The following is a 23873-nucleotide window of genomic DNA, read 5'->3' as shown; positions in this document are numbered from 1 at the left end:
CACATCCCGCCGGGGGATGGTGGGGAGTTCTGCAAGTTCAGGTCCGTACACAGGTTCTGAGCCGAACAGGGAATGGTATCCGTCACGGATGACCCTGCGATGCATCCATCCTTGTGGGATGCCTCCCGCGATCCGACAGCCGAGACCTATGGGTCCATCAGGACGTGGTGTTCACCAGGACTTGTGCCCTCGGCAGGAATACGCCGATCACCAGGGTATGACGGCGCCCCGTTCTCCAGGATAGGACATCTCTCCAGCCCGACCGCTCCGGACGGAGCCTGCCCTTCTCTTTCCCGCGCCATGGCACGGGCCCTGCGGAAGCCTCGGCCATGACCGCCCAACTGTCCCGAAATCCGACGCCCGTCGCGCCGGCGCTCCCTGCCGGGCGACCCGGTGTGGGACGCCGCATCGGAGAGTTGCATCGCACGCCCATGCGTCTCGTCGCCGGCGCGTGGGCGACCCACCGCACCGTGCTGATCGGTTACGGCCAGCTTCTGGCCGGGGCGGGTGGGCGCCTCGTGCTTCAGATGGTCTATTTCCTGGTTCTCGCCAACACGTTGAGCCTCGCCGAAATGGGGGTCTTCGCCTCCGTCTCGGCGGCGGGCGTGATGATCGGCTGTCTGGCGGGGTTCGGCTTCCAATCCTTCGTGATGCGGTCGGCCGCCGGAAGGCGTTCGTCGATGGGGGGATATCTCGCCGTCTACTATGCCTGTTTCGGACTCGCCCTGCCGATCATGTTCGGCCTCTCGCTGGCTCTCTACGCGTTTCTGTTCCGGGACGTGATCGCCCTGCCCGGCTACCTGGCGATCATCGTGGTCGAGGTGGCGCTCTGGCGCCAGATCGAGCTCCTGGTCCAGGTCAATAACGGGCTCGGCCGCTACGCTGCGGCGGCGACGGTGATGTCGCTTCCCATCGGCTTCCGCGCCGCCGCCGCCGTGGCGTTCTGGGCTGCGGGCGGCGGCAACGCCGAAACCTGGGCCGTCTACTATCTCGTCGGCAACGCGGTCTCGGTCGTCGTCCTCGCCATCCGCTTCCATCCGCGCACGCGGATGCGGTTCCGCGCGGCGCTGCTCAAGGGCCGGCTGCGCGACGGGCTGCTCTTTGCCGCCTCCTATTTCATGTTCCTCGCTCAGGGCGAGATCGACAAACTCATCGTCCTGACGCTGGCCGGCGAGCGCATGGCGGGTATCTACGCGATCTCGATGCGGCTCATCGATTTCACCGGTGTGCCATTGCGGCCGATGTTCATGATGTATTCGCGTAAGCTCATCCAGGCCGGCCGCGCTACCCGGGCGAGCCTGCGCGAATCTCTGAAGGTGGAAGCGATGGTGGCGGTCGTCTCGACCGGCGCCCTCGTCTTCATGGTCGCGGTCCTGCACATCCGCCCCGACCTTCTCGGTCCTAACGTATCGGCGGCCTACGGCATGCTCGCCGTCATCGTCGCCGTGCCGGCGGTGCGCAATCTTCTGGAATTTCATGGCGAGTTGTTCTTCGCCTTCGGTCGGATGGGGTTGCGCGCGGGCGTCACCGCGACCCTCATCGCCCTCAAGGCCCTGGGCTTCGCCCTGCTTCTCACGGCACTTCCCGATCCGGCGCAGTGGAGCCTGTGGCTGAACGCGATCTATGTCGCGATCTACGCGTTCTCCTTCTTTACCCTCTACGGTCTTTTGTGGCGGAACACGGCACCGTGATCGCGACATCGCATGACAGGCGCGGTCCGATGACGGAAGCCTTCACCCTTCCCGGCGCAGGGTCCCCCCGATGAAGGGCGGCGGATCGGAGGAGGTGCGCATGAAGGCCGAGACCGGAGATCGTGCCTTCGCAGCCGCGGAGCAGGGCCGGGCCGAGCAGGACCGAGCCGAGACGGTGGGCCTGATCACCCTCAGCCACCGGGGCGATCTGGAACGATGCGCCCTGCTGTTCGAGAGCATCGATCGGCACGCGGCGTCGCGCGGCTGCCATTACGTCCTCGTCGACGACAGGGACGTGGCGCTGTTTGCGCACTTTGCCCGTCCCGACCGGCGGATCCTGCCGCAGTCGCAGTTCCTGCCCTGGTGGATCAGGCCGATCCCGTTCCTGCGTCGGCGCCGGCTCCGCTACTGGCTCACGCCGTTCGGCAAGCCGGTCAGCGGCTGGCACATCCAGCAGTTCGTCAAGATCGAGGCCACGCGCAGGCTGCCGGAGGCACGCTACTGCCTGATCGATTCCGACGTCTGCTTCTTCCGGGACTTCGACCTCGCCGCCTTGGCCGAGCCCAATCCGACGCCGTTCCACGTCCATCCCGGCGGTGTCGTAGCCAACCGGCCACGCCACATCCAATGGCTCGGCACCGCGAGCCGGCTTCTCGCCACCAAGCCGCAAAGCGTACCCGCCGACGATTACATCGACCAGATCATCATCTGGGACCAGGCAACGACACGGGCGATGACCGACCGGATCGAGGCGGTGACCGGCCGTGGCTGGGTCGCCGCCCTGTGCCGGGACCGCCACTTTTCAGAATACATGATCTACGGCACCTTCGTCACCAACACGCCCTCGGTGATGGCGCGGCATGCGGTGACGACGCAGAGCTTCTGCCGGACCCATTGGGACGACGACGCCCTGAGCGAGGCCGATATCCTGGCGATGCTGGACGTCGCCACGGCGACGGAGCGAGCCTTCTGCATCCAGTCCTTCGGATCGACGCCGCTCTCCACCATCCGCGCCAGTATCGACGCGTTCCGTGCCGAGGGTGGAGAAGAGCGTTCCAAGCTGCGGACGGAAGCGGCCTGAGGCCTCATTCCGCCTGCGCCTCGACTTGCTGAGGCATATCGCACGCCGAGGCAAATCCCTCGCGGGTGATGAATGATGAAAGGGACCGACAGGCGCGCGAACACGTTTCCCCGCGCCCGGTACTTGGAAAAGTAAGATTTGCCGTGTCATGTGCGAGAGCACGGTCGACGCACTTTCCGGAAGGCGGATTCTCTCCCATGCCCTCGCAGAAGTCTTCGCTTCCGTCTCGCCCCATCACGACGGAATAGAGACGGAGCATGAAGGCCACGGCACAGGACGACACCGCCTCCATGGCGGGGCAGGTCGGGCGGGAGGACCTCCACCAGGACACGGAGATGCCGGCGGGCGAGGCCGGGTTCAGCCTCGCGAAGGTCCACGAAATTCTCGAGGAACTGCTTCCGGCGGGCGAGGTCTCGGTCTACGAGGCCGGCGGCGGAGCATCCTCCTATCTTCCGGTCTCGGTGCTGCGCCGCTCCCGCGTGACCGTGGTCGATATCGACCCGACCCAGGTGAGCAACAACGGCTATGCCGATACGGTGATCTGCGGCGACGTCCAGACCCACCGTTTCACGCCCCTGACCTTCGACCTCGTGACGAGCTACAACGTCATCGAGCATCTGCCCGATGTCGGCGCGGCGATGGAGCGCTTCGCCGAATGCCTGAAGCCCGGCGGTCTCCTGCTGATCGGCGCACCGCATCCGCGGTCGCTCTCCGGCCTCGTGACGAAATATTCGCCGCATTGGTTCCACGTCTGGTTTTATCGCCATATCCGCGGCCACGAGCGGGCGGGCGAGCCGGGCGAACCTCCATTTCCAGTCCATTATCACCCGCTCGTCCTGCCGGCCCGACTGAAGCCGTTCCTCGATCGCCTCGGGCTCGAGCCGATCTACGAACATGTCTACGAGAGCCCGCGCTATGCGGAGATGCGGATATGCCGTCCGCGCCTCGCCGCCTTCACCGACGGCGTGACCGATGTGGTGAACAGGGTGACGGGGCGGCGCTTCAACCTGCAGCGCGGTGATTATCATCTGGTGCTGCGCAAGCGGTCCGGGCATCCGACACCGCAATGACCCCCGACGCCATCCTCGATCGCGACGTGACCGAACTCAAGGCGCAGCTCTCCTTCCGGGCGCGGCTCTCGCATCGTCTGTCGCGGCATATCCCGACCGCTCCCTTACTTCCCCGCCTGCCTGGCCCGATGGTGAGCGTCACTTTCGACGACGTGCCGGACAGTGCCTGCGAGACGGGCGCTGCCCTCCTCGACGCGCATGGCGTGAAAGGCACGTTCTACGTCTCCCGCACCCTCCTCGGCACCGCCACCGAGCATTGGCGGGTCGCAGGCGTCGAGGCCTTGGCGGAGATCCATCGCCGCGGGCACGAGATCGGCTGCCATACTCATGATCACCGCCTCGTGCCCACCCTCGACGCAAAGCGATTCGCCGCGGATCTCCGGCGTAACCGGGATGCGCTCGCTTCCCTCGTGCCGGGACTGGTGCTGGAGAATTTCGCCTTTCCCTACGGCTATGCGTCACTGGCCGCAAAGGGCGTGCTGAGCCGGACCTATGGATCCGGCCGCAGCATCATGCCGGGCCTGAATGCCGGACGCATCGACCGCTATTTCCTGCGCGCCAACCCGCTCTTCGACCGCTGCCTCGACGCCGTTCTCCTCTCGCGTCTGATGGACGAGGCGGTGGCCCGTAACGGCTGGGTGATCTTTTTCGGCCATGACGTGACCGAGGGGGCAAGCCCCTACGGCTGCTCCCCCGCCTTGCTCGAGGCCACTCTCCTGGCCGCGAACCGGCGCGGCATCCCGGTGGTCTCGATGGCGGAGGGGATGGCGCGGGCCCTTGGCGTCGCTGGGGAACGGCGCCCCGTGGAAGAGGCATCCCGCCTTTCGGGCTAGACTTCGATGCAGCTCTCGAAGAACGGCCCACGCGACGCGTGAGCCCGCCCGCATCCGAGGCTTCTTGTCCTGTCCGGTGCCATGACGAAGGCGTGTCTTCAGGCGTCCCATCCAATTCCGGCGGGAGGTGTAAAGACGTGATTCATCATCGTTCCGCGTTGTTGCGCATTCGTTGAGGGCCGCCTGAGAATTTAATCTAATTTGGACTCGCAGTTGCTATTCCCTCGTGCATTCGGCCGCGCGCTCTACGGACTGTGCCGGCTCGGGACACGAACGGACCGAAGCGGGATCGTCACACCAGCAATCCCGGGGCGCGCCGGGGCTCGTGTCTTCTCGGAACTCCGTGATGGTGGGAGGCGATTGATGTTGGTCTACGACGATCCCCCTGCATCCGGCAGGCCCGGCCCGGCCGAGCCGGTACGCGACGGTTATCGCCTCTCCGTCGGGGGTGTCTTCTCGGCCTTGCGCCGACGCATCGTCTGGATCTTCGCTTGCGCGCTCGTCCTGGCCGGGATCGGCCTCGTCGGGGGAAAGCTGCTGAGCCCGCGCTACACCGCCGAGGCGCAGATCTATATCGACCCGCGCGACCTGAACCTCGTCTCCCGCGAACTGACCACCGGCGGCCAGGATTCCAACGCCTATCAGAGCGTGGTGGAGAGCCAGACCCGTCTCATCACCTCGAGCAGCGTGCTGCGCCGGGTCGTCGATGCCACCGGCCTCACCAGGGACGACGAATTCACGGCCGCGTCGGGCGGGATGGTCTCGAAGGTCGTCGCTGCCCTGGGGTTCGGAAGTCAGGATGCGCCTTCGGATGACGAGGGCGACGCGAATGCGGCGGTCGGGCTCCTGCAGCAGCGCATCTCCGTGCGCCGAACCGGGCGAACCTACGTGATCGACGTCTCGGTCTGGGCGCGGGATGCGGCGAAGGCTGCGCGCCTCGCCAACGCGGTGGTGGCCGCCTATCTCGCCGAGGATGCCGCCGCCCGGACGGAGGCCGCCAACCGCGCCAATTCCGGACTCACGGCGCGGCTCGGCGAATTGCGCACCGCGCTCAACGCCGCGGAGAATCGGGTTCAGGCCTATCGTGCCGAGACCGGGCTCGTCGGCACCCGCGACGCCCTCGTGAGCGATCAGCAGCTGACGCAGATCAACGCGCAACTCGCCGCCGCCCGCGCTCGGGTGGTCGAGGCGCAGGCCCGCGTCGAACAGAGCCAGCGCATTGCCCGCGCCGGGCTGGATGCCGGGGCGACGGACGATATCCTCTCCTCGCAGACCGTGGCTGCCCTGCGCAGCCAATACGCGGACCTCACCCGGCGTCAGGCCGAGCTCACCAACGAGCTCGGGCCGCGCCATCCTTCCGTCTCCTCCATGGTCAAGCAGGTCGCCCAGGCACGCCGCTCCATCGACCAGGAGGTCTCCCGTTTCGCGCAGGCGGCGCAGACCGACCTCGCCAAGGCGCGGGCTACCGCATCGGCCCTGGAGAAGAACTTCGATCAGGCCAAGGGCCGCACGGTCGGTCTCGCTCAGGCGTCGATCCGCCTGCGTGAACTCGAACGGGAGGCCGAGGCCAGCCGCTCGGTCTACGAAGCCTTCCTCACCCGCTCGCGCGAGACCGGCCAGCAGGCCTATCTCGACATGGGCAATGCCCGGGTCGTCTCCCCGGCGACGAAGCCGATCATGCGCAGCTTCCCGCCCCCGGCGCGGACGCTGATGGCGATGGGACTCCTGGCGGGGCTCGGCCTCGGCATTCTCCTCGCCCTGCTCGACGATTGGGCCCGGTTCGGCCGGTCGGACCCTGTCCGTAGGCCCTGGGTCGCTGAGCCCCCCATGGCGGTGAAGGCCGCCAGTCCGGCACGAGAGCCGGAGCCGGCTCCCAAGATGGCCCAGGCTTTCAAGCGGGCTCCCGTGTCGGAGCCGGTCCAAGCCTTCAATCCGGCGCAGGTTGCGGGGCCAGCGCCCGCCCCCGCTCCCATTCCCGCCCGGCCGCCCGAGCCGCGCCGCGAAACCGAGCCGCGCCGCGAATCCAAGCCGGTCGAGATGCCCCGTTCGGCCGAGGCACCGGTTCCGGCGGGTATTCCGAAGGATAGACGCATCCCGGTGAGCCCGCCCGCCTTCCGCGCGCCCGATCTGCCAGATCCGCGGCGGTCGGCGATGGCTTTCATCCGTGGCAACGCCAAGGACCCGGAGACCAGGCCGGCCATCGAGCCCCCCGTCCGAGTGGAGCCAAGGCGTCCGTCGGAGCCGGTACACGTGCCTAGAGCCGTCTCCCGTCCCGAGCCCGAGCAGGCCCCGAAGAAGCCTTTCGACAAACCCGATCCGGGACAGCGTTCATCGGTCAAGCGTGCCTCTGCCGCATCGTTCAGCGTGTCCGGCGCTGCCGCGCTGATCGGAGGGGCACGATGACGACACCGTCTCCGGTTCTACCCGAACCGGTTCCCCTGACCTCTCTCGGCGGCGTATCGATCGCGGCTCTGGGAATGCGGGAGACCGTGAATCTGATGACCGAGGCCGTGCGCCGTCATCCGCGCCCCGGAACGCCCCTCTACTTCACCTCGGCCAATGGCGAGGTGATGTCACGGCACGCACGCGACATTGAGTTCGCCCGGCTGATGGACATGGCGGATGTCATCAGCGCCGACGGACAGCCGATGGTGACCATGTCCCGCTTCGTCGGGGACCGGGCCCTGCCCGAACGGGTCGCCACCACCGACCTCTATCACGAGGTCGCCCGCAAGGCCCTGGCGGAAGGCGTGACCTTCTATCTCTATGGCGCCACCGAGAACGAGAACCGCGCGGCGGTGGCGACGACACAGCGCCTGTATCCAGGGCTGCGCATCGTCGGTCACCACCATGGCTACCTCGTGGGCGACGCGTTGGCCGCAAAGGTCGCCGAAATCGACGCCCTGGCGCCGGACATTCTCTGGATCGCCCTGGGGGTGCCGCGCGAGCAGGCCTTCGTGCGCGATCACGGTCCGCTCCTGCGGAACGTCGCCCTCATCAAGACGTCGGGCGGCCTGTTCAACTTTCTCTCCGGAAGCCGCAGCCGGGCGCCGGCCTGGGTCCAGCGGATCGGTTTCGAATGGCTCTGGCGGCTGCTGCAGGAGCCCCGGCGCCTGTTCTGGCGCTACTTCCTCACCAATCCGCACTCGCTCTACCTCATGCTCACACGCAGCGGCGACCGCTGGCGGACGCGTCGAGACAAGGCACGAGACAGCCGGGCGAGTGATGGCTAAGTCGATCACGGCCAGACGATCGTCCGGACTGCGACCGATGACGGCGATCGTGTCGCGACACGGGTGAAGGGGTCCTGACCCCCTTCGAGGTTCACTGCTGGGCGAAGCCCGCGGCCATGTTCACCGCCAGAGCCAGGACGCTGGTGTTGAACAGGTAGGCGTAGATCGTCTGCGCCGTCACGATCCGGCGGAACGCCTTACTGGTGATGTCGGTATCGGAGGTCTGTGAGGTCGCCCCGATGGTGACGGAGAAGTAGAGGAAGTCCCAGAAATCCGGCTCCTCTCCGCCGGGAAAGTCGATTCCGCCACGGTTCCGACCCTCGTCGACCTCACCGTAATAGAGATGGGCGTAATGCACGGTGAAGATCACCTGCACGAAGACCCAGGCGCAGAGCATCGTCATGATCGCCAGGGCAAGGTGGGCGAGGCGCGGCGCATCCGGCTCCCGTCCTCCGATCACCAGCATCGCCACGGCGCCGCAACTCGCGAGCCCCGCCAGGATGGCGAAGAGCGAGATCACCGGTGCGCTGTCGTCGAGCCGCGACGCTTCCCGGCGCAGGGCGTCCCGCGACAGGGACGAGGTCCGCCAGATGACGAGGGCGGTGTAGACGACGACGCCGACGCACCAGCCGACGAGGAGGCGCGTCCAGAGCGACGCGAAGGGCAGGGCCACCGACAGCACCACTGCGAACACGATCGCCCCGAGAAGCCGCGGGCGCAGCAGGAAGGCCTGGATGGGGTTCTGCATCGATGGGACTCGCGCTACGGCACCCGGCTATAACGCCGGATCGCGCCAAGCGGTCATCGCATCCCCGTGAAGAGAGTTGCGCTCACCGAGGCCCGGCGGACGGCCTGGTATCACGCCTTGGGTGGGCGGCAGGCGGTGTCGCAGGAGGTCCCCGAGAACCGGGAGAACAGTTTGGCGAGATGAGGGCGCAGGGGCAGGAACCCGCGATAGGCGGCCTCGGCCAGGATCGGCATGCCGGGCAGACTCGCGAAGGCTGCGAGCCAGCCCCAGCCGGGCAACTCGCGCCAGAGCCGGATGAAGCCCGACGCCCCGGAGGCGAGACGCCCCTGATCGTCCCGGACGTGGAAACGTGCTTGCGCGGCTTCGCGGCTGAGATCGGGGCCGAGCGTGGCGGGGGCGTCGTCGCCGCTGACATCGACGAAGGCGAGGCGTTCGGCCCCGCGACTACGCCGGTAGGTCCGGATCTCGGCGGAACAGAGCGGACAGGCCCCGTCGTAATAGACGGTCAGTGCGGCGGGTGGGGTCATGGTGGGCGGTTATGTCCCTCTTCATCGGCTCCGGAGAGGGAGGCCGTGTCCGGGGACAACGCCGATACAAGCGAAACGGCCACACCCTCGATGGAAGCGGAGGTGTGGCCGTCTTTCAATGTGATGACGGACAATGTGATGACGGAGGAGCACCCGTGTTTCGGGACGCCCCCGCGCGTCAGCGGGAGGCGAAGGCCTTGAGGGCGGCCTTGCCGGCGTAGCGGCCCTGAGCGCCGAGGCCTTCCTCGATGCGGATGAGCTGGTTGTACTTGGCCAATCTGTCCGAGCGGGCGAGCGAGCCGGTCTTGATCTGCCCGCAATTGGTGGCGACGGCCAGATCCGCGATGGTGGAATCCTCGGTCTCGCCCGAACGGTGGGACATCACGGCGGTGTAGCCGGCGCGTTGCGCCATATCGACGGCGGCCAGCGTCTCGGTGAGGGTGCCGATCTGGTTGACCTTCACGAGGATCGAATTGGCGGTGTTCTCGGCGATGCCGCGCGACAGGCGGGTGACGTTGGTGACGAAGAGATCGTCGCCCACGAGCTGGCAGCGGTTGCCGACCTTCTCGGTCAGGAGCTTCCAGCCGGCCCAGTCGTCTTCCGACATCCCGTCCTCGATGGAGAGGATCGGGTAGGAATCCACGAGCTTGGTGAGGTAATCGACCTGGGCCTCGATCGAGCGGGTCTGGCCCTCGCCTTCGTAATGGTAGGCACCGTCCTTGAAGAACTCGGTGGCGGCGCAGTCGAGGGCGAGCACGATGTCGGTGCCGGGCTTGAAGCCGGCCGCGGCGATCGATTCCATCACGAAGTCGAGCCCGGCCTCGGCCGAGGGGAGGTTGGGGGCAAAACCGCCCTCATCGCCGACATTGGTGTTGTGACCGGCCTTCTTCAGGGCGCTCTTGAGGGTATGGAACACTTCGGCGCCCATGCGCACCGCCTCGGCCAGCGAGGACGCACCCACCGGCATGATCATGAATTCTTGGAAGTCGATCGGGTTGTCGGCATGCGCGCCGCCGTTGATGATGTTCATCATCGGCACCGGCAGCACCCGCCCCTGGGTTCCGCCGACATAGCGGTAGAGCGGCAGGCCGGCGGTCTCGGCCGCTGCCTTGGCGACCGCCAGGGATACGCCGAGAATGGCGTTGGCACCCAGCCGCGCCTTGTTGGGGGTACCGTCGAGTTCGATCATCGCCTCGTCGACGGCGATCTGATCCTCGGCATCCATGCCGCCGATGGCGTCGAGGATATCGCCACGGACCGCGGCCACCGCCTTGCGCACGCCCTTGCCGCTGTAGCGACCCTTGTCACCGTCACGCAACTCCACTGCCTCGTGGGCACCGGTGGAGGCGCCGGACGGCACGGCGGCTCGGCCGAAGGAGCCGTCTTCGAGGAGGACGTCCACTTCGACGGTCGGGTTGCCCCGGCTATCGAGGATCTCGCGGGCGGCGATGTTGGTGATCGCGGTCATGCGTGCCCCTGCTCTCAAAATGTTGCGGCCGGTATCCGGCCATGTCGTCATCGTCCCGCGGGCGTGCGCCGTCGGCGAGCGCGCCCTATGGACCGGTCTGATACAGGGCAGGCTTATCCGTCAACGTGCCGCATCCGGCAAGCGCCCCTCGCCGATGAAGCTCGCCGGTCGGTCAGAAATCTTTGCTTAGGTTACGAGACGTTCCGCTTCACGGGTTGTGGTCCCCCACCCCGCTTCTCTCACCGAGATCGGGGCGGACCTTGCAGCCAGGAGACTAGGCCGTTGATTTCATGAAGCATTCCGGGGTGGAGGTTTCCCTGGCACGCAGCCTGCGCTATAGCGGCGGACATGACCAACCCACCCTCCTCCGACGAATCTCTTCAGCTCGGCCAGCCGACCCCCCTGCCCGCCTCCCCCGAGACGGCGCGCCTGGACCGGGTGCCGAACCCTCATCCGGGAACGGATTATCTGGCACGGTTCACCGCCCCCGAATTCACCTCGATCTGTCCCGTGACCGGCCAGCCCGATTTCGGCATCCTGATGATCGACTACGTGCCGGATCTTTGGCTCGTGGAATCCAAATCTCTGAAGCTCTATCTCGGCTCGTTTCGCAATCACGGCGCATTCCATGAGGATTGCACGGTCGGGATCGGCATGACGCTCGTCGATCTCCTCAAGCCCCGGTATTTCCGCATCGGTGGCTATTGGAATGCGCGGGGCGGTATCCCCATCGACGTGTTCTGGCAGACCGGCGAGCCGCCGAAAACGCTCTGGCTCCCGGACCAGGGGATCGCGCCATATCGCGGGCGCGGCTGATTAGCCCGTGCCCGTTTCGACGATCTTCCGGCTCTAGCTTGAGCATCGAGGCAGCTTCTCACGCTGGCGTGGCATCGTAGCGGCCAAGAAAAAAGGCGGCCGGTCAAAACCGGCCGCCCTTCGAGAACGCGTGACTTAGCTCGGTTCAGTAGCCGTAGCCGTAAGCGGGTCGCCCATAGGCCGGACGGCCATAGCCATTGTTGTAGTAGGAATCGCGGGCGGCGCCGGCTGCGATGGCGCCAGCCGCCAAGCCAGCGATGCCAAGGCCGACGGCAGCGCCGGTCCCGATGCCACGGCGATGCCCGCCACCGTAGGCGTAGCCGCGATTGCCGTATCCACGGTTTCCGTAGCCACGATGGCCGTAGCCGCCGTGGGCATAACCGCCATGGCCGCCGCGACCGTAGCCGTGACCATGTCCGGGGCGGGCTTCCGCTGCCGTCCCGGCAGCCATGGCGCCGAGGGAAAGGGTGACGGCTGTGATCAGTGCGAACTTGCGCATGGAGCTCCTCAAATCGTCGCTGTGCTTAAGCCAAAACAACGAAGTGTGGGCAGGTCGGTTCCATTGTCACGTCTGGTCGAACGATTCCAAGGGGCGTGACCCGGTCAGCCGCTCGACTTTGCCAAGCGATCGAAAGCCTGCAGGGTCTCCAGTAACGCCGGCATCGCCCGGAGAGGGACCATGTTGGGACCGTCCGACGGGGCATGGTCCGGATCGGGATGGGTCTCGATGAACAGGCCGGCGACCCCCACCGCCACGGCGGCACGGGCCAGCACCGCCACGAACTCGCGCTGCCCACCGGAGGTGGCGCCCTGCCCGCCCGGCTGCTGCACCGAATGGGTCGCGTCGAACACCACCGGCGCACCGTGCGTCACCTGGGCCATGATCGGCAGGCTGCGCATGTCGGAAACGAGGGTGTTGTAGCCGAACGAGGCTCCCCGTTCGGTGACCAGCACGTTGGGATTACCGGCATTCGTGACCTTGGCGGCGACATGAGCCATGTCCCAGGGGGCGAGGAACTGGCCCTTCTTCACGTTCACCACGTGGCCCGTGGCGGCGGCCGCCAGGAGCAGGTCGGTCTGCCGGCACAGGAAGGCTGGGATCTGGAGGACGTCGATGATCTCCGCAGCCGGTGCGCATTGCGATGCTTCGTGGACGTCGGTGAGGACCGGGAGACCGAACCTTTCCTTGATGTCGGCGAAAATCGGCAATGCCCCGGCAAGGCCAAGGCCGCGCGCGGTGGAGCCGGAGGTCCGGTTGGCCTTGTCGAACGAGCCCTTGAAGACGAGGCCGATCCCGAGACGGTCGGTCATGCCCTTGAGCGCGTCGGCAATTTCGATGGCGTGGTCGCGGCTCTCGAGCTGGCATGGGCCGGCAATGAGCGCGAAGGGCAGGTGGTTGGCGAAGGCGGTGGACCCCGCCATCACGACGGGACCGGCGGGTGAGCGAGCAGGTTCGGACATGGCGCCCGGTCTAGCCCAACTGAGCCCCGTCGAAAAGGCCTGCGCGACGGCGAAGGATCGTCCGACGATGCCGGGTGAGCATGCAGCGCGTGAGGTCGGGCGCCGGGCCGCCCAGGCCGAGGGTATCGGTGAGCCCCTGCCCGCTCGTCTCGCATCGCAGGGCCGCATTCCCCGCCTGTCCCGCCTGCGCCAGCCCCGTGAGGCGGGCGTCCCGATGGAGGGTGCGGGCCAGGGCCTCGACCTTGCCGGCCTTCGTACCCACCAGCCCTTCCGCCGCCAGGCCGATCAGGACGAAAAAGGCTCTGGCCGGCGCCTGATCCCGTGACCCGAACGCCATCCGCGTCGGCGCCCGGCAATCGAGGCTCATGCGATCGGCATCCCCGGCGCGGAACACGGCGAGAGACGCCTCGCGCCCGGCCAGAGACGCCCCGGTGACCCTGATCATCCGTGCGGTGAGTCGATCGCAGGAATCGCCCGCTGTCGCCGGATCCGGCGTCGAGGACAAGGCGATGGCGGTCAGGAGGCAGGCGATGGATGGGAAGGATCGGGCTTTCATGGGCCCGATCCTAAAGCAGGCCGCCGCTCGAGCCCAACGATCTCAGCGTCGCGTTCCGATCGATCCCGTGACATCGGCGGGGCAGGGCTCGTGGGCGTGCGAGCGAAGGACCCGGCGCAGACGCAACGGATAGGCGCCGGTCTCGTCTTCCACCGTGCCCACCAGCGCATCCGTCGCCAGGGTTCCGTGGAAGGCGACATGGCCTCGTTCGCCACCGACCAGGAACGACAAGCCCTTGGTGTCGTCATCGAGGGTGAGGCTCTCGGCCTGCGCCGATTGGAATGGGGTTTCGTAAACCAGCACGTTGCCGGTGGGAGAACGCTTGAGCGTGATCCGCCGCCCTGCCCGCTCGCCACTTTCGGGCGTCGTGCAGAGATCCGCAAAAACGAAGGTGCCCGTGGCCCAGACCGGCTTCGCCGCCACCGACTTGGCATGGGCAGGCCCTGTCGGAGCGATCGTCGAGGAGAGAGCGACGAGGGGCAGGCCAGCCACCAGGATCCGCTTAAGAACAGGCATCGGATTCTCCCCCCTTCCATGTTCGCAACAGCAGACCCGTAGCTTCGCTTCGTCATTTCTCTGGATTGCGACAGGATCCGGCATCGGCGTGCGCGAAGGCACCTTCGTGACCGAGGCAAGATTCGGTCCTGTCGGCTGAGGGGACAGTCACGCGAAGAGCCGGCCCGAAGGAACGGGCCGGCTCTGGTCGAGACCTCGTCTGCGAAGAGGCCGGGGGCTCATCGCGCCCCCGGCTGAGTGTTCAGCCGGCCTTGTTGAGGGCCACGGCGACGAAGCGGGTCACGCCCTTGGTGCTCTTGACCCGCATCAGCACCGCCTTGCGGCCGCTGGCCTCGGCCGCCTTGATGCGCTCGGCGATCTCCGAGGGCTTCGAGACGCTGGAGCCGGCCACATCGAGGATGATATCGCCTTGCTCGATGCCCTTGGCGGCGGCCGGACCATCGGGATCGACATCCATCACCGCGACGCCCTCGTCGCCGGCACCGACCTGCGAGGCCGGGGCGAGGCTGAGGCCGAGGCGCGGCTGGCCGTCGCTCGACGAGCTGCTGCGGTTGTCGTTGCCTGCCTTCGGGTCGTTCGGCAGGGCGCCGAGCTCCACCGTGGCGGTGTCGGACTTGCCGCCGCGCAGATAGGCGAGCTCCACCTTGGCGCCGGGCTTCAGGCCGGCGATGCGGCGGGACAATTCGCGGGCATCGTTCACCGGCGCGCCATTGACCGATTCGATCACGTCGCCGGATTTGAGGCCGGCCTTGGCAGCCGGGGTGCCGGGTTCGGCGTGGTCGACGAGGGCGCCCTTGGCCTTGTCGAGGCCGAGGCCGTCGGCGATGTCCTTCGTCACCGGCTGGACCTGCACGCCAAGATAGCCGCGGGCCACCTTGCCGTCGGCCCGGAGCTGGTCGACCACCGCCTGCACGGTCTCGGCCGGGATAGCGAAGGCCAGGCCCACGCTGCCGCCCGAGGGGGAGGCGATGGCGGTGTTCACGCCCACCACTTCGCCGCCGACATTGAAGGTCGGGCCGCCGGAATTGCCCTTGTTGATGGGCGCATCGATCTGCAGGAAGTCGTCATAGGGGCCGGCGCCGATATCGCGGCCACGGGCCGAGACGATGCCGGCCGTCACCGTGCCGCCGAGGCCGAACGGGTTGCCGATGGCCACCACCCAATCGCCGACACGGGGTGCGGTCTTGCCCAGCGAGACGTAGGGGAAAGTGCCGCCTTCGGTGATTTTGAGCAGCGCCAGATCGGTCTTGGGGTCCTTGCCGATGACCTTGGCGTCGAGGGTGCGGTTGTCGTCGAGCGTGACCTGCACGGTCTTGGCCTTGTCGACCACGTGATTGTTGGTGACGACGTAGCCATCGGCCGAGATGATGAAGCCCGAACCCATGGCGCCACGCTGGCCCTGGCGCTTGGGCGACGGGCCGCCGAAGCCCTGGCCCTGCCCCGGGCCGCCCTGGCCGAAGCGCTTGAAGAACTCGCGCAGCTGCGGCGGAACCTGCTGGCCCTGGCCCTGCCCGGGGCCGTCGTCGTCGTCCATGCCGGCGCTGTCGTCGAGCTTCACCTTCACGGCGACCACGCCGGGCTTCACCTTGTCGACCACGCTGGCGAAGGAGCCGGGCGGATGGTCCGGCACGTCGATGGGGTTCTTGGACAGGGCCTGGGCATAGGCCGGGGTGGAGGGCTGAGTCAGGCTGATGCCCGCGGCTCCCGTCGCAGCGATGGCGATGGCGGCGACGGAGGCGAGGGCGTTGCGGCGCAGGCGAGAGGTGGACGACGTCATGGACAGGTCTCTCCGGAAAGGTCGTGTCCCCGCTGAGCGGGGCCATGACCATCCATGTAGAGACCTCAGCCTGACCCGGCCGTGTCGCCGAGATTACGGTTTGGACAGGTTGGGAGCCGGGAGCGCCCTCACCCCCGCCCGCCATCTCAGATCCAGCAGCAATCCCGCCGGGTGCGTGTCTAGGACGGGCGTGATCGGCAGGCCGGCGGCGTGGAGGAGGCGGGCGGCCCAGTGGTTGCAGACGTTGGCGGCGCTGAAGCGGCCCTGCCCTTCGTAGAACAGGCTCGGCCCGTAGAGGCCGGGACCGCCCTCGATGGGGACGTTGTCGGCGAGGCGGAAGCTCGCGTCGAGGCGGGCGAGCAGACGGGCGAGGCCGGCCTTCGAGACCCGGATGGGGACGATGTCCGAATGCGGGAAGCTCGTCCGGGTATCGTCTTCGAGGCCCACCACCTGGACGACGCCGTCGCGGCCGCCGGGGGTGAACAGGGCTTCGAGGGCGAGGCGCAGGTCGAACTGAGCCAGTGTCGGCGTCGCCCGGTAGAAGCGGGCCTCGCCCCAGCCGAACTCGATCCCCGGATAGGCCCGAAAGCGCGTGGCGATGCTCCGCAAAGCCGTGCCGGCGCCCTCCCCGGTGAGGGCCTCGCGTGGGATCACCAGCCCCGAATGCCAGCCGTGGCTGACGAGTTCGATGTTTTGTGAGTCGTCGTCCGGAGCGGGATAGAGCGCCGGGTCGCCGGACCTCGCCGTGACGATCGCGGCGAGGACGAGGAGGGCCAACAGGCCGGCGAGGCCCTGGCCCAGCCGGCGCAGGATCACGCGTCGGACAACCGCGCCAGGGCTTCCCGGATCTTCTCCAGACGTGCCGCTTCCGCGTCGCGGCGCTCGCGCTGCTCGTCCACCACCTCGTCGGGCGCGCGGGCGAGGAAGTCGGCATTGCCGAGCTTGGCCTCGATCTTTCCGATCTCGGAGGCCGCCTTCACCGCCTCCTTGTTCAGGCGGGCGACCTCGGCCTTGAGGTCGACGATGCCCTCCAGGGGCAGCGCCGCCACCGAGCCGCGCACCAGCAGCTGGACCGCGTTCTTCGGCGCGGTCTCGGCGAAGGAAATCTCCGACAGGCGGGCGAGGCGCAGGAGCGTGTCCTGCCACTGCGCTGCCCGCGCCAGCAGGGCCTCGTCGGCGCCGACGATGACCAGGGGAATCTGGGCACCGGCCGGCACGTTGGTCTCCGAACGGGCGGAGCGGATCTCGGAGACGAGGTCCACCACCCAGCCGATCTCGGCTTCGGCCCGAGCATCCGCCAGCCCCGACAGGTCGGGCCACGGCGCCAGCGCCAGGAGCCCACGCTCGGCGATGCCCTCGCCCTTGATCGCCCAGAGTTCCTCGGTGAGGAACGGCATGAACGGGTGCAGCAGCTTGGCGATCTGGTCGATCAGGAACGCCACCGTGGCCTGCGTCTCGGCCTTGAGGCCGGCATCGACGCTCTCGCCCTGAAGCACCGGCTTGGCGAGTTCGAGATACCAATCACAAAAAATATTCCAGACGAAGCGGTAGGCGGCCGCCGCCGCGTCGTTGAAGCGGTAGGCGTCGAGCGCCGTCGACACCTCGGCCACGGCGCGCGCGGCCTCGCCCAGCGCCCAGCGGTTCAGGGTCTCGGTGGCGGCTTCCGGGCGGTAATCGGCGCGGAGCACGCAGCCGTTCATCTCGGCGAAGCGCGAGGCGTTCCAGAGCTTGGTCGCGAAGTTGCGGTAGCCTTCGACACGGTTCACCGCGAGCTTGATGTCCCTGCCCTGCGCGGCCATGGCGGCCAGGGTGAAGCGGAGGGCATCGGCGCCGTACTGGTCGATGAGGCCGAGCGGATCGACGACATTGCCCTTCGACTTCGACATCTTGGCGCCCGAGGCGTCGCGCACCAGGGTGTGGAGATAGACCGTATCGAACGGCACCCTGTCGGTGACGTGGAGGCCGAGCATCATCATCCGGGCGACCCAGAAGAAGATGATGTCCTTGCCGGTGACCAGGGTGTTGGTCGGATAGTAGCGGTCGAGCTCCGGCGTCGCGTCGGGCCAGCCGAGCGTCGAGAACGGCCACAGGGCGGAGGAGAACCACGTGTCGAGGACATCCTCGTCGCGACGCAGGGCCACGGCGCGGCCGTGCTTGGCCGTCGCCTGCTCCAGGGCTTCCGTCTCGCTGGAGGCCACGAAGATGCCGCCCTCGTCATCGTACCAGACCGGGATCTGGTGGCCCCACCAGAGCTGGCGCGAGATGCACCAGGGCTCGATATTCTCAAGCCACTGGAAGAAGGTCCGCTCGTAATTCTCCGGAACGAAACGGGTTTTCCCATCGCGCACGGCCTGTAGCGCACGCTCGGCCAGAGGCTTCACGTTCACGTACCATTGGTCGGTGAGGTAGGGCTCGATGACCACGTTCGAACGGTCGCCATGCGGGACCGCATGGGTGTTGGGCTCGGTGAGCCGCAGGCGCTCGCGCGCCTCCATCAGGGCGACGACGCGCTTCCGCGCCTCGAACCGGTCGAGGCCGTGCAGAGCCAGAGCCTCGGGCTCAGGGTTCGAGTCCTTCAGGAAAGCCGCGTTTCCGTCGAGGGTTATGCGCGCTTCCGGATCCAGGATGTTAATCGGCGTGCAGCCGGCTCGCTTGCCCACCTCGAAATCGTTGAAGTCGTGCGCCGGGGTAATCTTGACGGCGCCGGTGCCCTTCTCCGGGTCCGAATAGGTATCGGCGACGATGGGGATCAGACGGCCGACCAGCGGCAGGCGCACATGCTTGCCGACGAGATGCGTATAGCGCTCGTCGTCGGGATGGACCGCGACCGCCGTGTCGCCGAGCATGGTCTCGGGGCGGGTGGTGGCCACGGTGATGACCTCGCCGGTCTCGGCGCCTGCCTCATCGACGATGGGATAATCGAAGTGCCAGAGATGGCCCTTCACCTCGACCTGCAGGACTTCGAGATCCGAGATCGCGGTCTGGAACTTCGGATCCCAGTTCACGAGCCGCTTGTCGCGGTAGATCAGCCCCTGGGCGTGGAGATCGACGAAGGTCTTGGTGACGGCGCGGACCATCTGGTCGTCGGGCTGGCCGGACAGGCCCATGGTGAAGCGCTCGCGCGACCAGTCGCAGGAGGCGCCCAGCCGCTTCAACTGGTTGACGATGGCCCCGCCGGACTCGGCCTTCCAGGCCCAGACCTTCTCGACGAAGGCCTCGCGGCCGAGCTCCCGCCGGCCGGGCTCCTTCGCCTCGGCGAGGCGGCGCTCCACCACCATCTGGGTCGCGATGCCGGCATGGTCCGTGCCCGGCTGCCACAGCACGTCGCGTCCACGCATGCGCTCGAAGCGGCAGAGGATGTCCTGCAGCGTATTGTTCAGGGCGTGGCCCATATGCAGGCTGCCGGTGACGTTCGGCGGCGGGATCACCATGGTGAAGGGCTTGGCGCCCGCGCGCTCCGGCCGTCCGGCCTTGAATGCGTCACCCGCCTCCCAGGCGGACGCGATGCGCGCCTCGACGGCGGCGGGATCGAAGGTCTTGTCCATCATGGGCTTGCGTCGGGCCAGTTCGTGCGAGGCGGCCGTCAGACCGCGTATTGGCCCGCTTTCACCCCGTCACGTCCTCCGCGTCAACATCGGAGGGCGGTCAGCGGCCCCGCGCCACGCGCTCGATCTCGGCGCGGACGAGGCGTTCGACCATGCCCGGCAGGTTGTCGTCGAGCCAGGATTGCAGCATCGGCCGGAGCATGTCCTGCACCATGTCCTCGATGGTCCGGGCATTCTGGCTCACCCTCGTGCCGGCAAGAAGCTGGAACGCATGGCCGACGCTGGCATCGGTCAGGTCGGAAACGAGGCGCTGCTTCAGGCTCTCGCGCGGGGCCTCCACCGGTTCCTGGCGGGGGGCGGCGCGGGGCGGCTCGGGCTGACGCACCACCGGTGGCGGCAGGGGCTCCGGTTCGGGCTCGTCGTCGTCGAAGGAAATCGAGTCGAAGTCGATCTGCCCGCTCTCGGCGAAGTCGATCTCCGGCTCCTCCATGGGGGCGGGCTGGGGCTTGCGGGGCTGCGCGACCTCGGCGAGGTCGAGCACGTCGTCGTTCTCCGGCAGCGGCGGAGTGGAGCGAACCGGCGAGACCACCTCCGCCTTGGCGTTCTGGTCGTCGGCGATGATCCGGCGAATGGACGCCAGGATCTCCTCCATGGAGGGTTCCTGGCCCTTTTCCGGCGTCTTGGGGCTCGCTGCACTCATCCGGACGACGCTCGGGTCACATGGTTAAAGAAGTATTTCGATCACTCTGAGTATTTCACCACGGGCGCCGGAAACAAGGACCGGCAGGGCGCAAGGCACAGGATAACACCGACGCCCTGCGAGTTCCTCGCGACCCTCAGCGTCCGTCAGGCGTACGCACGCCGTACCAGAGATCCTTGATCTGGTCGAAATGCTCCTTCGGGCTGTAAGCCACCACCGGGATCGACGTGAAGCGCACGGTGAGGCGGCCTACCGCCTGGACCACGCCGTAGGAATTCACCACGCGGTCGCGCTGGGCGAGAATGAGGTTCACGCGCGAGTTCAGCAGTTCCTGCTGAGCGTTCAGCACGTCGAGCGTGGTGCGCTGGCCGACACGGGCCTCCTCGCGCACGCCGTTCAACGCCACTTCGTTGGCCTGCACCTGGGCCTGCGATGCGATGACCTGGGCCTTAGCTGCCTCGAGACGACCCCAGGCCGTGACGATGGCCGACCGGACCTGGTCGCGGATATCCTCGACGTTGATCCGCGCCTGACCCACCAGTTCCTTGGCCTGGCGGATCTGCGAATAGGTCTGGCCGCCCTCGTAGAGAGGGACCGAGATGCGGCCGACGATGGAGGCGGTCACGCCGTTATCGCCCGGGAACTGCGTATCGTAGCGCTGCTGGACGCTGCCTTGCAGGGCGGCGGTCGGATAGAGCGCGCCTTCGAAAATCTTCACCTGCGCTTCGGCCACATCCACCGCATGAAGCGAGGACATGATCTGCGGATGCTCCTTCAGGCCGATGGAGATGGCGTTGTCGAGGTTCGGCGGCACGAACCGGTCGAGGGGACGTCCCGGCGCCAGCTGCCGCGGCTCGACGCCGATGATGCGCCGGTACGTGCCGATGCTGGCGCGCAGGTTCGCCTCCGCGCCGCTGACGTCGGATCGCGCGCCGGCGAGACGCGCCTCGGCCTGGGCGACGTCTGTCCGGGTGACCTCGCCGACATTGAAGCGGTCGCGGGTCTGGCGCAGCTGCTCCTCGAGCACCTCGACGTTGTTGCGGCGCAGTTCCAGGGTCGCCGTGTCGCTGAGGACCGACATGTAGATCTGGGCGGCGTTGAACAGGGTCGTCATCTCGGTGGCGCGCAGCGATTCGCGCGTGCCGAGCACGTCCGACTGGGCCCGACGGGTCTGGTTGTCGGTCTGAAAGCCGTTGAACAGGGTCTGGTTGATCGTCAGCCCGGCGCCGCCGGGCTTCGTCACCTGATTGAGAGAGATGCCGCTCACACGGCCCTGACTCTGGGTCAGGCCGATATCGGCGTCGAGACTCACGGTGGGGCGGTAGCCGGACTTGGCCTGCGCGACGTTCTCATCGGTAGCGCGCAATCCCGCACGCGAGGCATTCAGCGCCGGGTTGGCGCCATAGGCACGGGCCAGCGCGCTATCCAGCGTCTCGGCCACGGCCGGAGAGGCGGCGGCGAGCGTCAGCGCGGCGAAGCCACCCAGCCGTAGCCGGAAGCTTTTCGCAAGTTTGCGTTGTCTCACGTCCATCTGCCCTTGCGGTTTCTCGATGAACCGGTCGGCTGTTCGTCACAGCCATAGCGCCTAGGGTGCCATCCGGATTGCCCGCCTCACAGGTCAGCTTAGCGGAGGTTGTGCTTCAGGGCATCGGCGGAGAGGGATTAGGCGCGAGATTGATGGCGCAGTGCCGCATAAAAGCGACACCTGCTCCCGCGGCTAGAACGAAAAATGCGAATCCGCGCTGAACGCCGAGAGGGCCGGAAGCGAGGCGTCGAAGAGCGGCCGCGCTCCGAAAGCATCCCCGGTCCTGATGAACAGGGTGGCCTTCGCGGCCCTGTCGCGACCCATCACGCAGACGAGGCGTCCGCCATCCTTCAACTGATCGAGGAGGGATTGAGGCCTCGTCTCGACGCGGCCGTTGATGAGGATCGCGTCGAACGGCCCCGCCTTCGCCGCCCCCTCCTGCAAAGGACCGTGAACGATCTCGATACCGTCCGTGCCCGACAGGCGGCTCTCGGCCTCGGCGGCGAGGGTCTCGTCGGATTCGAGGGCGACGACCCGCACGCCGAGCTGCCGCATGATGGCGGCGGCGTAACCGTAGCCGGTGGCGACATCGAGGGCAACCTGGCCCGGCGCGAGCTGCAGCGCCTGGATCATGCGGGCCAGAATCATCGGGGCCGGGACGGCGCGATCCGATGTCGCCGGATCTTGTCCGGTGATGCGGAGGGATTGGTCGATATAGGCGAAGTCCTCACGGCCCTGCGGCACGAAGCGCTCGCGCGGCACGGCTTCGAAAGCGTCGAGGACGGGGATGTCGTTGACATCGAAAGTCCGCAACTGACAATCCACCATGAGGCGTCGCGCCTGCGCGTAATCGAGCATGGGTTTCGTCTTCCCTCGCCGCATCGACCGTAGGCGCCCCTCCGCCTCATCCGGATATTCGGAAGGGGCCGGACGCCAGCGCCGAAGCTTGCCGGGTTGTCGTGGATCGGCCCTCAAAACGCAAGGTTCGAGGCGTGGTCGGGTCGACGGAAGACGGCTCCGCTTCCGGCCTGATGGAATGGGCGGAGGTTTCAGCAGCCGGTGGCGTCGAGCAGCGTCTCGACCATGGAGCGGTAACCCGATCCGAACAGGCGCAGATGCACCAGCGCCGGCCACAACTGATAGATCGCCCGACGCTCGGGCATGCCCGATTCGGCCGCACCATACGCCTCCCGGAAGGCCGGGCCGGGCGCACCGAACAGCGACAGCATCGCGAGGTCCACTTCGGCATGGCCGTGGTAGCAGGCGGGGTCGATGAGCCCGGAGACGCGGTCGCCGTCGATCAGGACGTTGCCGCCCCACAGGTCGCCATGCAGCAGGGACGGACGCGGACGGGCCGGAAGACGCTCGGGGAGCGCCCTCGCCAGGGCCTCGATCCTTCGCCTGAGCGTGGGGTCGAGATGAGGAGCGTGGCAGAGCAGCCGGTGCTCGCTCCAGAAGTCGGGCCAATTCTCGCTCCGGCGATTGTCGATCCGCACCGTCCCGAAGGCGTAATCACGGGTCCAGCCGTAATTGTCGCCGGTCACGGCATGGAGGCGCGCCAACACGTGGCCGAGATCCGCATCCGCGTTGCCGCCGCGGGCCGGCAGGGGCTCGATCACGAGGGTCCGGGCATCGGCCGCGAACACCTCCGGCGCGGGAATTCCGGCGGCGCGGATCGCGCGGAGCATCCCGGCTTCCGCCAGTGGATCGTGTCCATCCTTTACGATCGCCGCGCTGCCGTCGTCGAGCAGGATCCGCACGAGGCCGGAGAGGTTGCCGCCGCTCATGGGCTCGACCCGCACGAGACGGCGCCCGAGCAGCGCCGCTCCACGCTCTGCCAGTGGCATCATGCCGTGAGCGCGCGCACGAGGTGACGGGCGCCCAGGGTCACGTCGGCCCAGGTGGCGTCGAACCCCGTATCGGCGCCGTAATAGGGGTCGGCGACCGCCTCTCCCCTGCGCCCGGGTACATGGTCGAGGAGAAGCGACAATGCGGCGCCCTCTTTCGGTCGAAGCCGACGCAGCACGGCGAGATTGTCGCCATCGAGGGCGACGATGTGGCTGAAGCGGGCAAAATCCGCCGGCTCGACCTGACGGGCGCGGTAGCCGGAGATGTCGACGCCGTTGCGCCGGGCGACGGCCAGGGCACGCGGGTCGGGCGGTTCGCCCGCATGCCAGCCGCCGGTGCCGGCCGAATCGACCTCCACGTCGAGACCCGCCCGCTCGGCCTCGACGCGGAACGCCGCCTCCGCCAGGGGCGAACGACAGATGTTGCCCAGGCACACGAACAGGACGGCTGGCTTGCCTGCGGACATAACGGCTCCTCG

22 protein-coding genes are annotated in these 23873 nt (G+C 67.6%); 7 read left to right on the top strand and 15 right to left on the bottom strand.

All coding sequences use genetic code 11. The features are described from left to right. The first annotated feature begins 329 nt into the window (after nucleotides 1–329). From ASF32_RS22660 to ASF32_RS22635, 6 genes are all read left to right on the top strand, one after another. Nucleotides 330–1691 (top strand): hypothetical protein, encoded by a 1362-nt coding sequence (locus tag ASF32_RS22660; protein ID WP_056434104.1) that lies wholly within the window; start codon nucleotides 330–332, stop codon nucleotides 1689–1691. A gap of 100 nt (nucleotides 1692–1791) precedes the next feature. Then, a complete protein-coding gene (locus tag ASF32_RS22655; protein WP_244477936.1) occupies nucleotides 1792–2772 on the top strand; it encodes a DUF6492 family protein in 981 nt (326 codons plus the stop codon). 257 nt (nucleotides 2773–3029) lie between these two features. Beyond that, nucleotides 3030–3842, top strand: coding sequence for a class I SAM-dependent methyltransferase (locus tag ASF32_RS22650; protein ID WP_056434102.1), 813 nt, complete (start codon nucleotides 3030–3032; stop codon nucleotides 3840–3842). After that, entirely contained in the window at nucleotides 3839–4675 is an 837-nt protein-coding gene (locus ASF32_RS22645; protein ID WP_056434100.1) for a polysaccharide deacetylase family protein, read from the top strand. The genes ASF32_RS22650 and ASF32_RS22645 overlap by 4 nt, the downstream gene beginning before the upstream one ends. A 363-nt stretch (nucleotides 4676–5038) precedes the next feature. Further along, a complete protein-coding gene (locus tag ASF32_RS22640) occupies nucleotides 5039–7078 on the top strand; it encodes a GumC family protein (protein ID WP_056434098.1) in 2040 nt (679 codons plus the stop codon). After that, nucleotides 7075–7908, top strand: a complete 834-nt coding sequence (locus ASF32_RS22635; protein ID WP_056434095.1) for a WecB/TagA/CpsF family glycosyltransferase — start codon at nucleotides 7075–7077, stop codon at nucleotides 7906–7908. Before ASF32_RS22640 ends, ASF32_RS22635 begins: the two co-directional genes overlap by 4 nt. A 91-nt stretch (nucleotides 7909–7999) precedes the next feature. On the opposite strand, the gene ASF32_RS22630 is transcribed toward ASF32_RS22635, so the two are convergent. The 3 genes from ASF32_RS22630 to eno form a co-directional block, all read right to left on the bottom strand. Continuing rightward, nucleotides 8000–8656, bottom strand: a complete 657-nt coding sequence (locus tag ASF32_RS22630) for a DUF1345 domain-containing protein (RefSeq protein ID WP_056434093.1) — start codon at nucleotides 8654–8656, stop codon at nucleotides 8000–8002. A gap of 110 nt (nucleotides 8657–8766) precedes the next feature. Then, complete coding sequence (locus tag ASF32_RS22625) at nucleotides 8767–9183, bottom strand: DUF393 domain-containing protein (RefSeq protein WP_056434091.1); 417 nt, start codon at nucleotides 9181–9183, stop codon at nucleotides 8767–8769. 178 nt (nucleotides 9184–9361) lie between these two features. Beyond that, nucleotides 9362–10651: a phosphopyruvate hydratase gene (gene eno / locus ASF32_RS22620; protein WP_056434089.1), complete on the bottom strand. Its 1290-nt coding sequence runs from the start codon at nucleotides 10649–10651 to the stop codon at nucleotides 9362–9364. A gap of 348 nt (nucleotides 10652–10999) precedes the next feature. Here eno and queF point away from each other — a divergent pair, with 348 nt between their 5' ends. Next, nucleotides 11000–11467 (top strand): preQ(1) synthase, encoded by a 468-nt coding sequence (queF, locus tag ASF32_RS22615; protein ID WP_056434087.1) that lies wholly within the window; start codon nucleotides 11000–11002, stop codon nucleotides 11465–11467. A gap of 145 nt (nucleotides 11468–11612) precedes the next feature. Here the strand turns inward: queF and ASF32_RS22610 are convergent, their stop codons facing one another. The 12 genes from ASF32_RS22610 to ASF32_RS22555 form a co-directional block, all read right to left on the bottom strand. Then, a complete protein-coding gene (locus tag ASF32_RS22610) occupies nucleotides 11613–11966 on the bottom strand; it encodes a hypothetical protein (RefSeq protein ID WP_056434083.1) in 354 nt (117 codons plus the stop codon). A 104-nt stretch (nucleotides 11967–12070) separates the two neighbouring features. Next, nucleotides 12071–12928 (bottom strand): 3-deoxy-8-phosphooctulonate synthase, encoded by an 858-nt coding sequence (gene kdsA, locus ASF32_RS22605; protein ID WP_056434081.1) that lies wholly within the window; start codon nucleotides 12926–12928, stop codon nucleotides 12071–12073. 10 nt (nucleotides 12929–12938) lie between these two features. Continuing rightward, nucleotides 12939–13484 (bottom strand): hypothetical protein, encoded by a 546-nt coding sequence (locus ASF32_RS22600; protein WP_056434079.1) that lies wholly within the window; start codon nucleotides 13482–13484, stop codon nucleotides 12939–12941. Nucleotides 13485–13526: 42 nt separating this feature from the next. Next, a complete protein-coding gene (locus ASF32_RS22595) occupies nucleotides 13527–14000 on the bottom strand; it encodes a hypothetical protein (protein ID WP_056434077.1) in 474 nt (157 codons plus the stop codon). 241 nt (nucleotides 14001–14241) lie between these two features. Beyond that, nucleotides 14242–15777, bottom strand: a complete 1536-nt coding sequence (locus tag ASF32_RS22590) for a Do family serine endopeptidase (RefSeq protein ID WP_056434075.1) — start codon at nucleotides 15775–15777, stop codon at nucleotides 14242–14244. A 93-nt stretch (nucleotides 15778–15870) separates the two neighbouring features. Beyond that, complete coding sequence (locus tag ASF32_RS22585; RefSeq protein WP_056434073.1) at nucleotides 15871–16593, bottom strand: DUF2459 domain-containing protein; 723 nt, start codon at nucleotides 16591–16593, stop codon at nucleotides 15871–15873. Beyond that, nucleotides 16590–19325, bottom strand: coding sequence for a valine--tRNA ligase (locus ASF32_RS22580; RefSeq protein WP_056434071.1), 2736 nt, complete (start codon nucleotides 19323–19325; stop codon nucleotides 16590–16592). The genes ASF32_RS22585 and ASF32_RS22580 overlap by 4 nt, the downstream gene beginning before the upstream one ends. A gap of 97 nt (nucleotides 19326–19422) precedes the next feature. Next, the gene (locus tag ASF32_RS22575; protein ID WP_244477951.1) at nucleotides 19423–19812 is read right to left on the bottom strand and encodes a DUF2497 domain-containing protein; all 390 of its coding nucleotides are present in this window, start codon (nucleotides 19810–19812) and stop codon (nucleotides 19423–19425) included. 346 nt (nucleotides 19813–20158) lie between these two features. Beyond that, nucleotides 20159–21553, bottom strand: coding sequence for a TolC family outer membrane protein (locus tag ASF32_RS22570; RefSeq protein WP_056434067.1), 1395 nt, complete (start codon nucleotides 21551–21553; stop codon nucleotides 20159–20161). 186 nt (nucleotides 21554–21739) lie between these two features. Further along, entirely contained in the window at nucleotides 21740–22405 is a 666-nt protein-coding gene (locus tag ASF32_RS22565; RefSeq protein ID WP_056434065.1) for a protein-L-isoaspartate O-methyltransferase, read from the bottom strand. A 191-nt stretch (nucleotides 22406–22596) separates the two neighbouring features. After that, nucleotides 22597–23397, bottom strand: coding sequence for a fructosamine kinase family protein (locus ASF32_RS22560; protein WP_056434063.1), 801 nt, complete (start codon nucleotides 23395–23397; stop codon nucleotides 22597–22599). Next, the gene (locus tag ASF32_RS22555) at nucleotides 23394–23861 is read right to left on the bottom strand and encodes a low molecular weight protein-tyrosine-phosphatase (protein WP_056434061.1); all 468 of its coding nucleotides are present in this window, start codon (nucleotides 23859–23861) and stop codon (nucleotides 23394–23396) included. The genes ASF32_RS22560 and ASF32_RS22555 overlap by 4 nt, the downstream gene beginning before the upstream one ends. Nucleotides 23862–23873 lie beyond the last annotated feature (12 nt).

Source organism: Methylobacterium sp. Leaf91 (assembly GCF_001422815.1).
GTDB lineage: Bacteria > Pseudomonadota > Alphaproteobacteria > Rhizobiales > Beijerinckiaceae > Methylobacterium.
The sequence above is the reverse complement of the archived record's forward strand: the minus strand, read 5'-3'. Positions and strand labels throughout refer to the sequence as shown.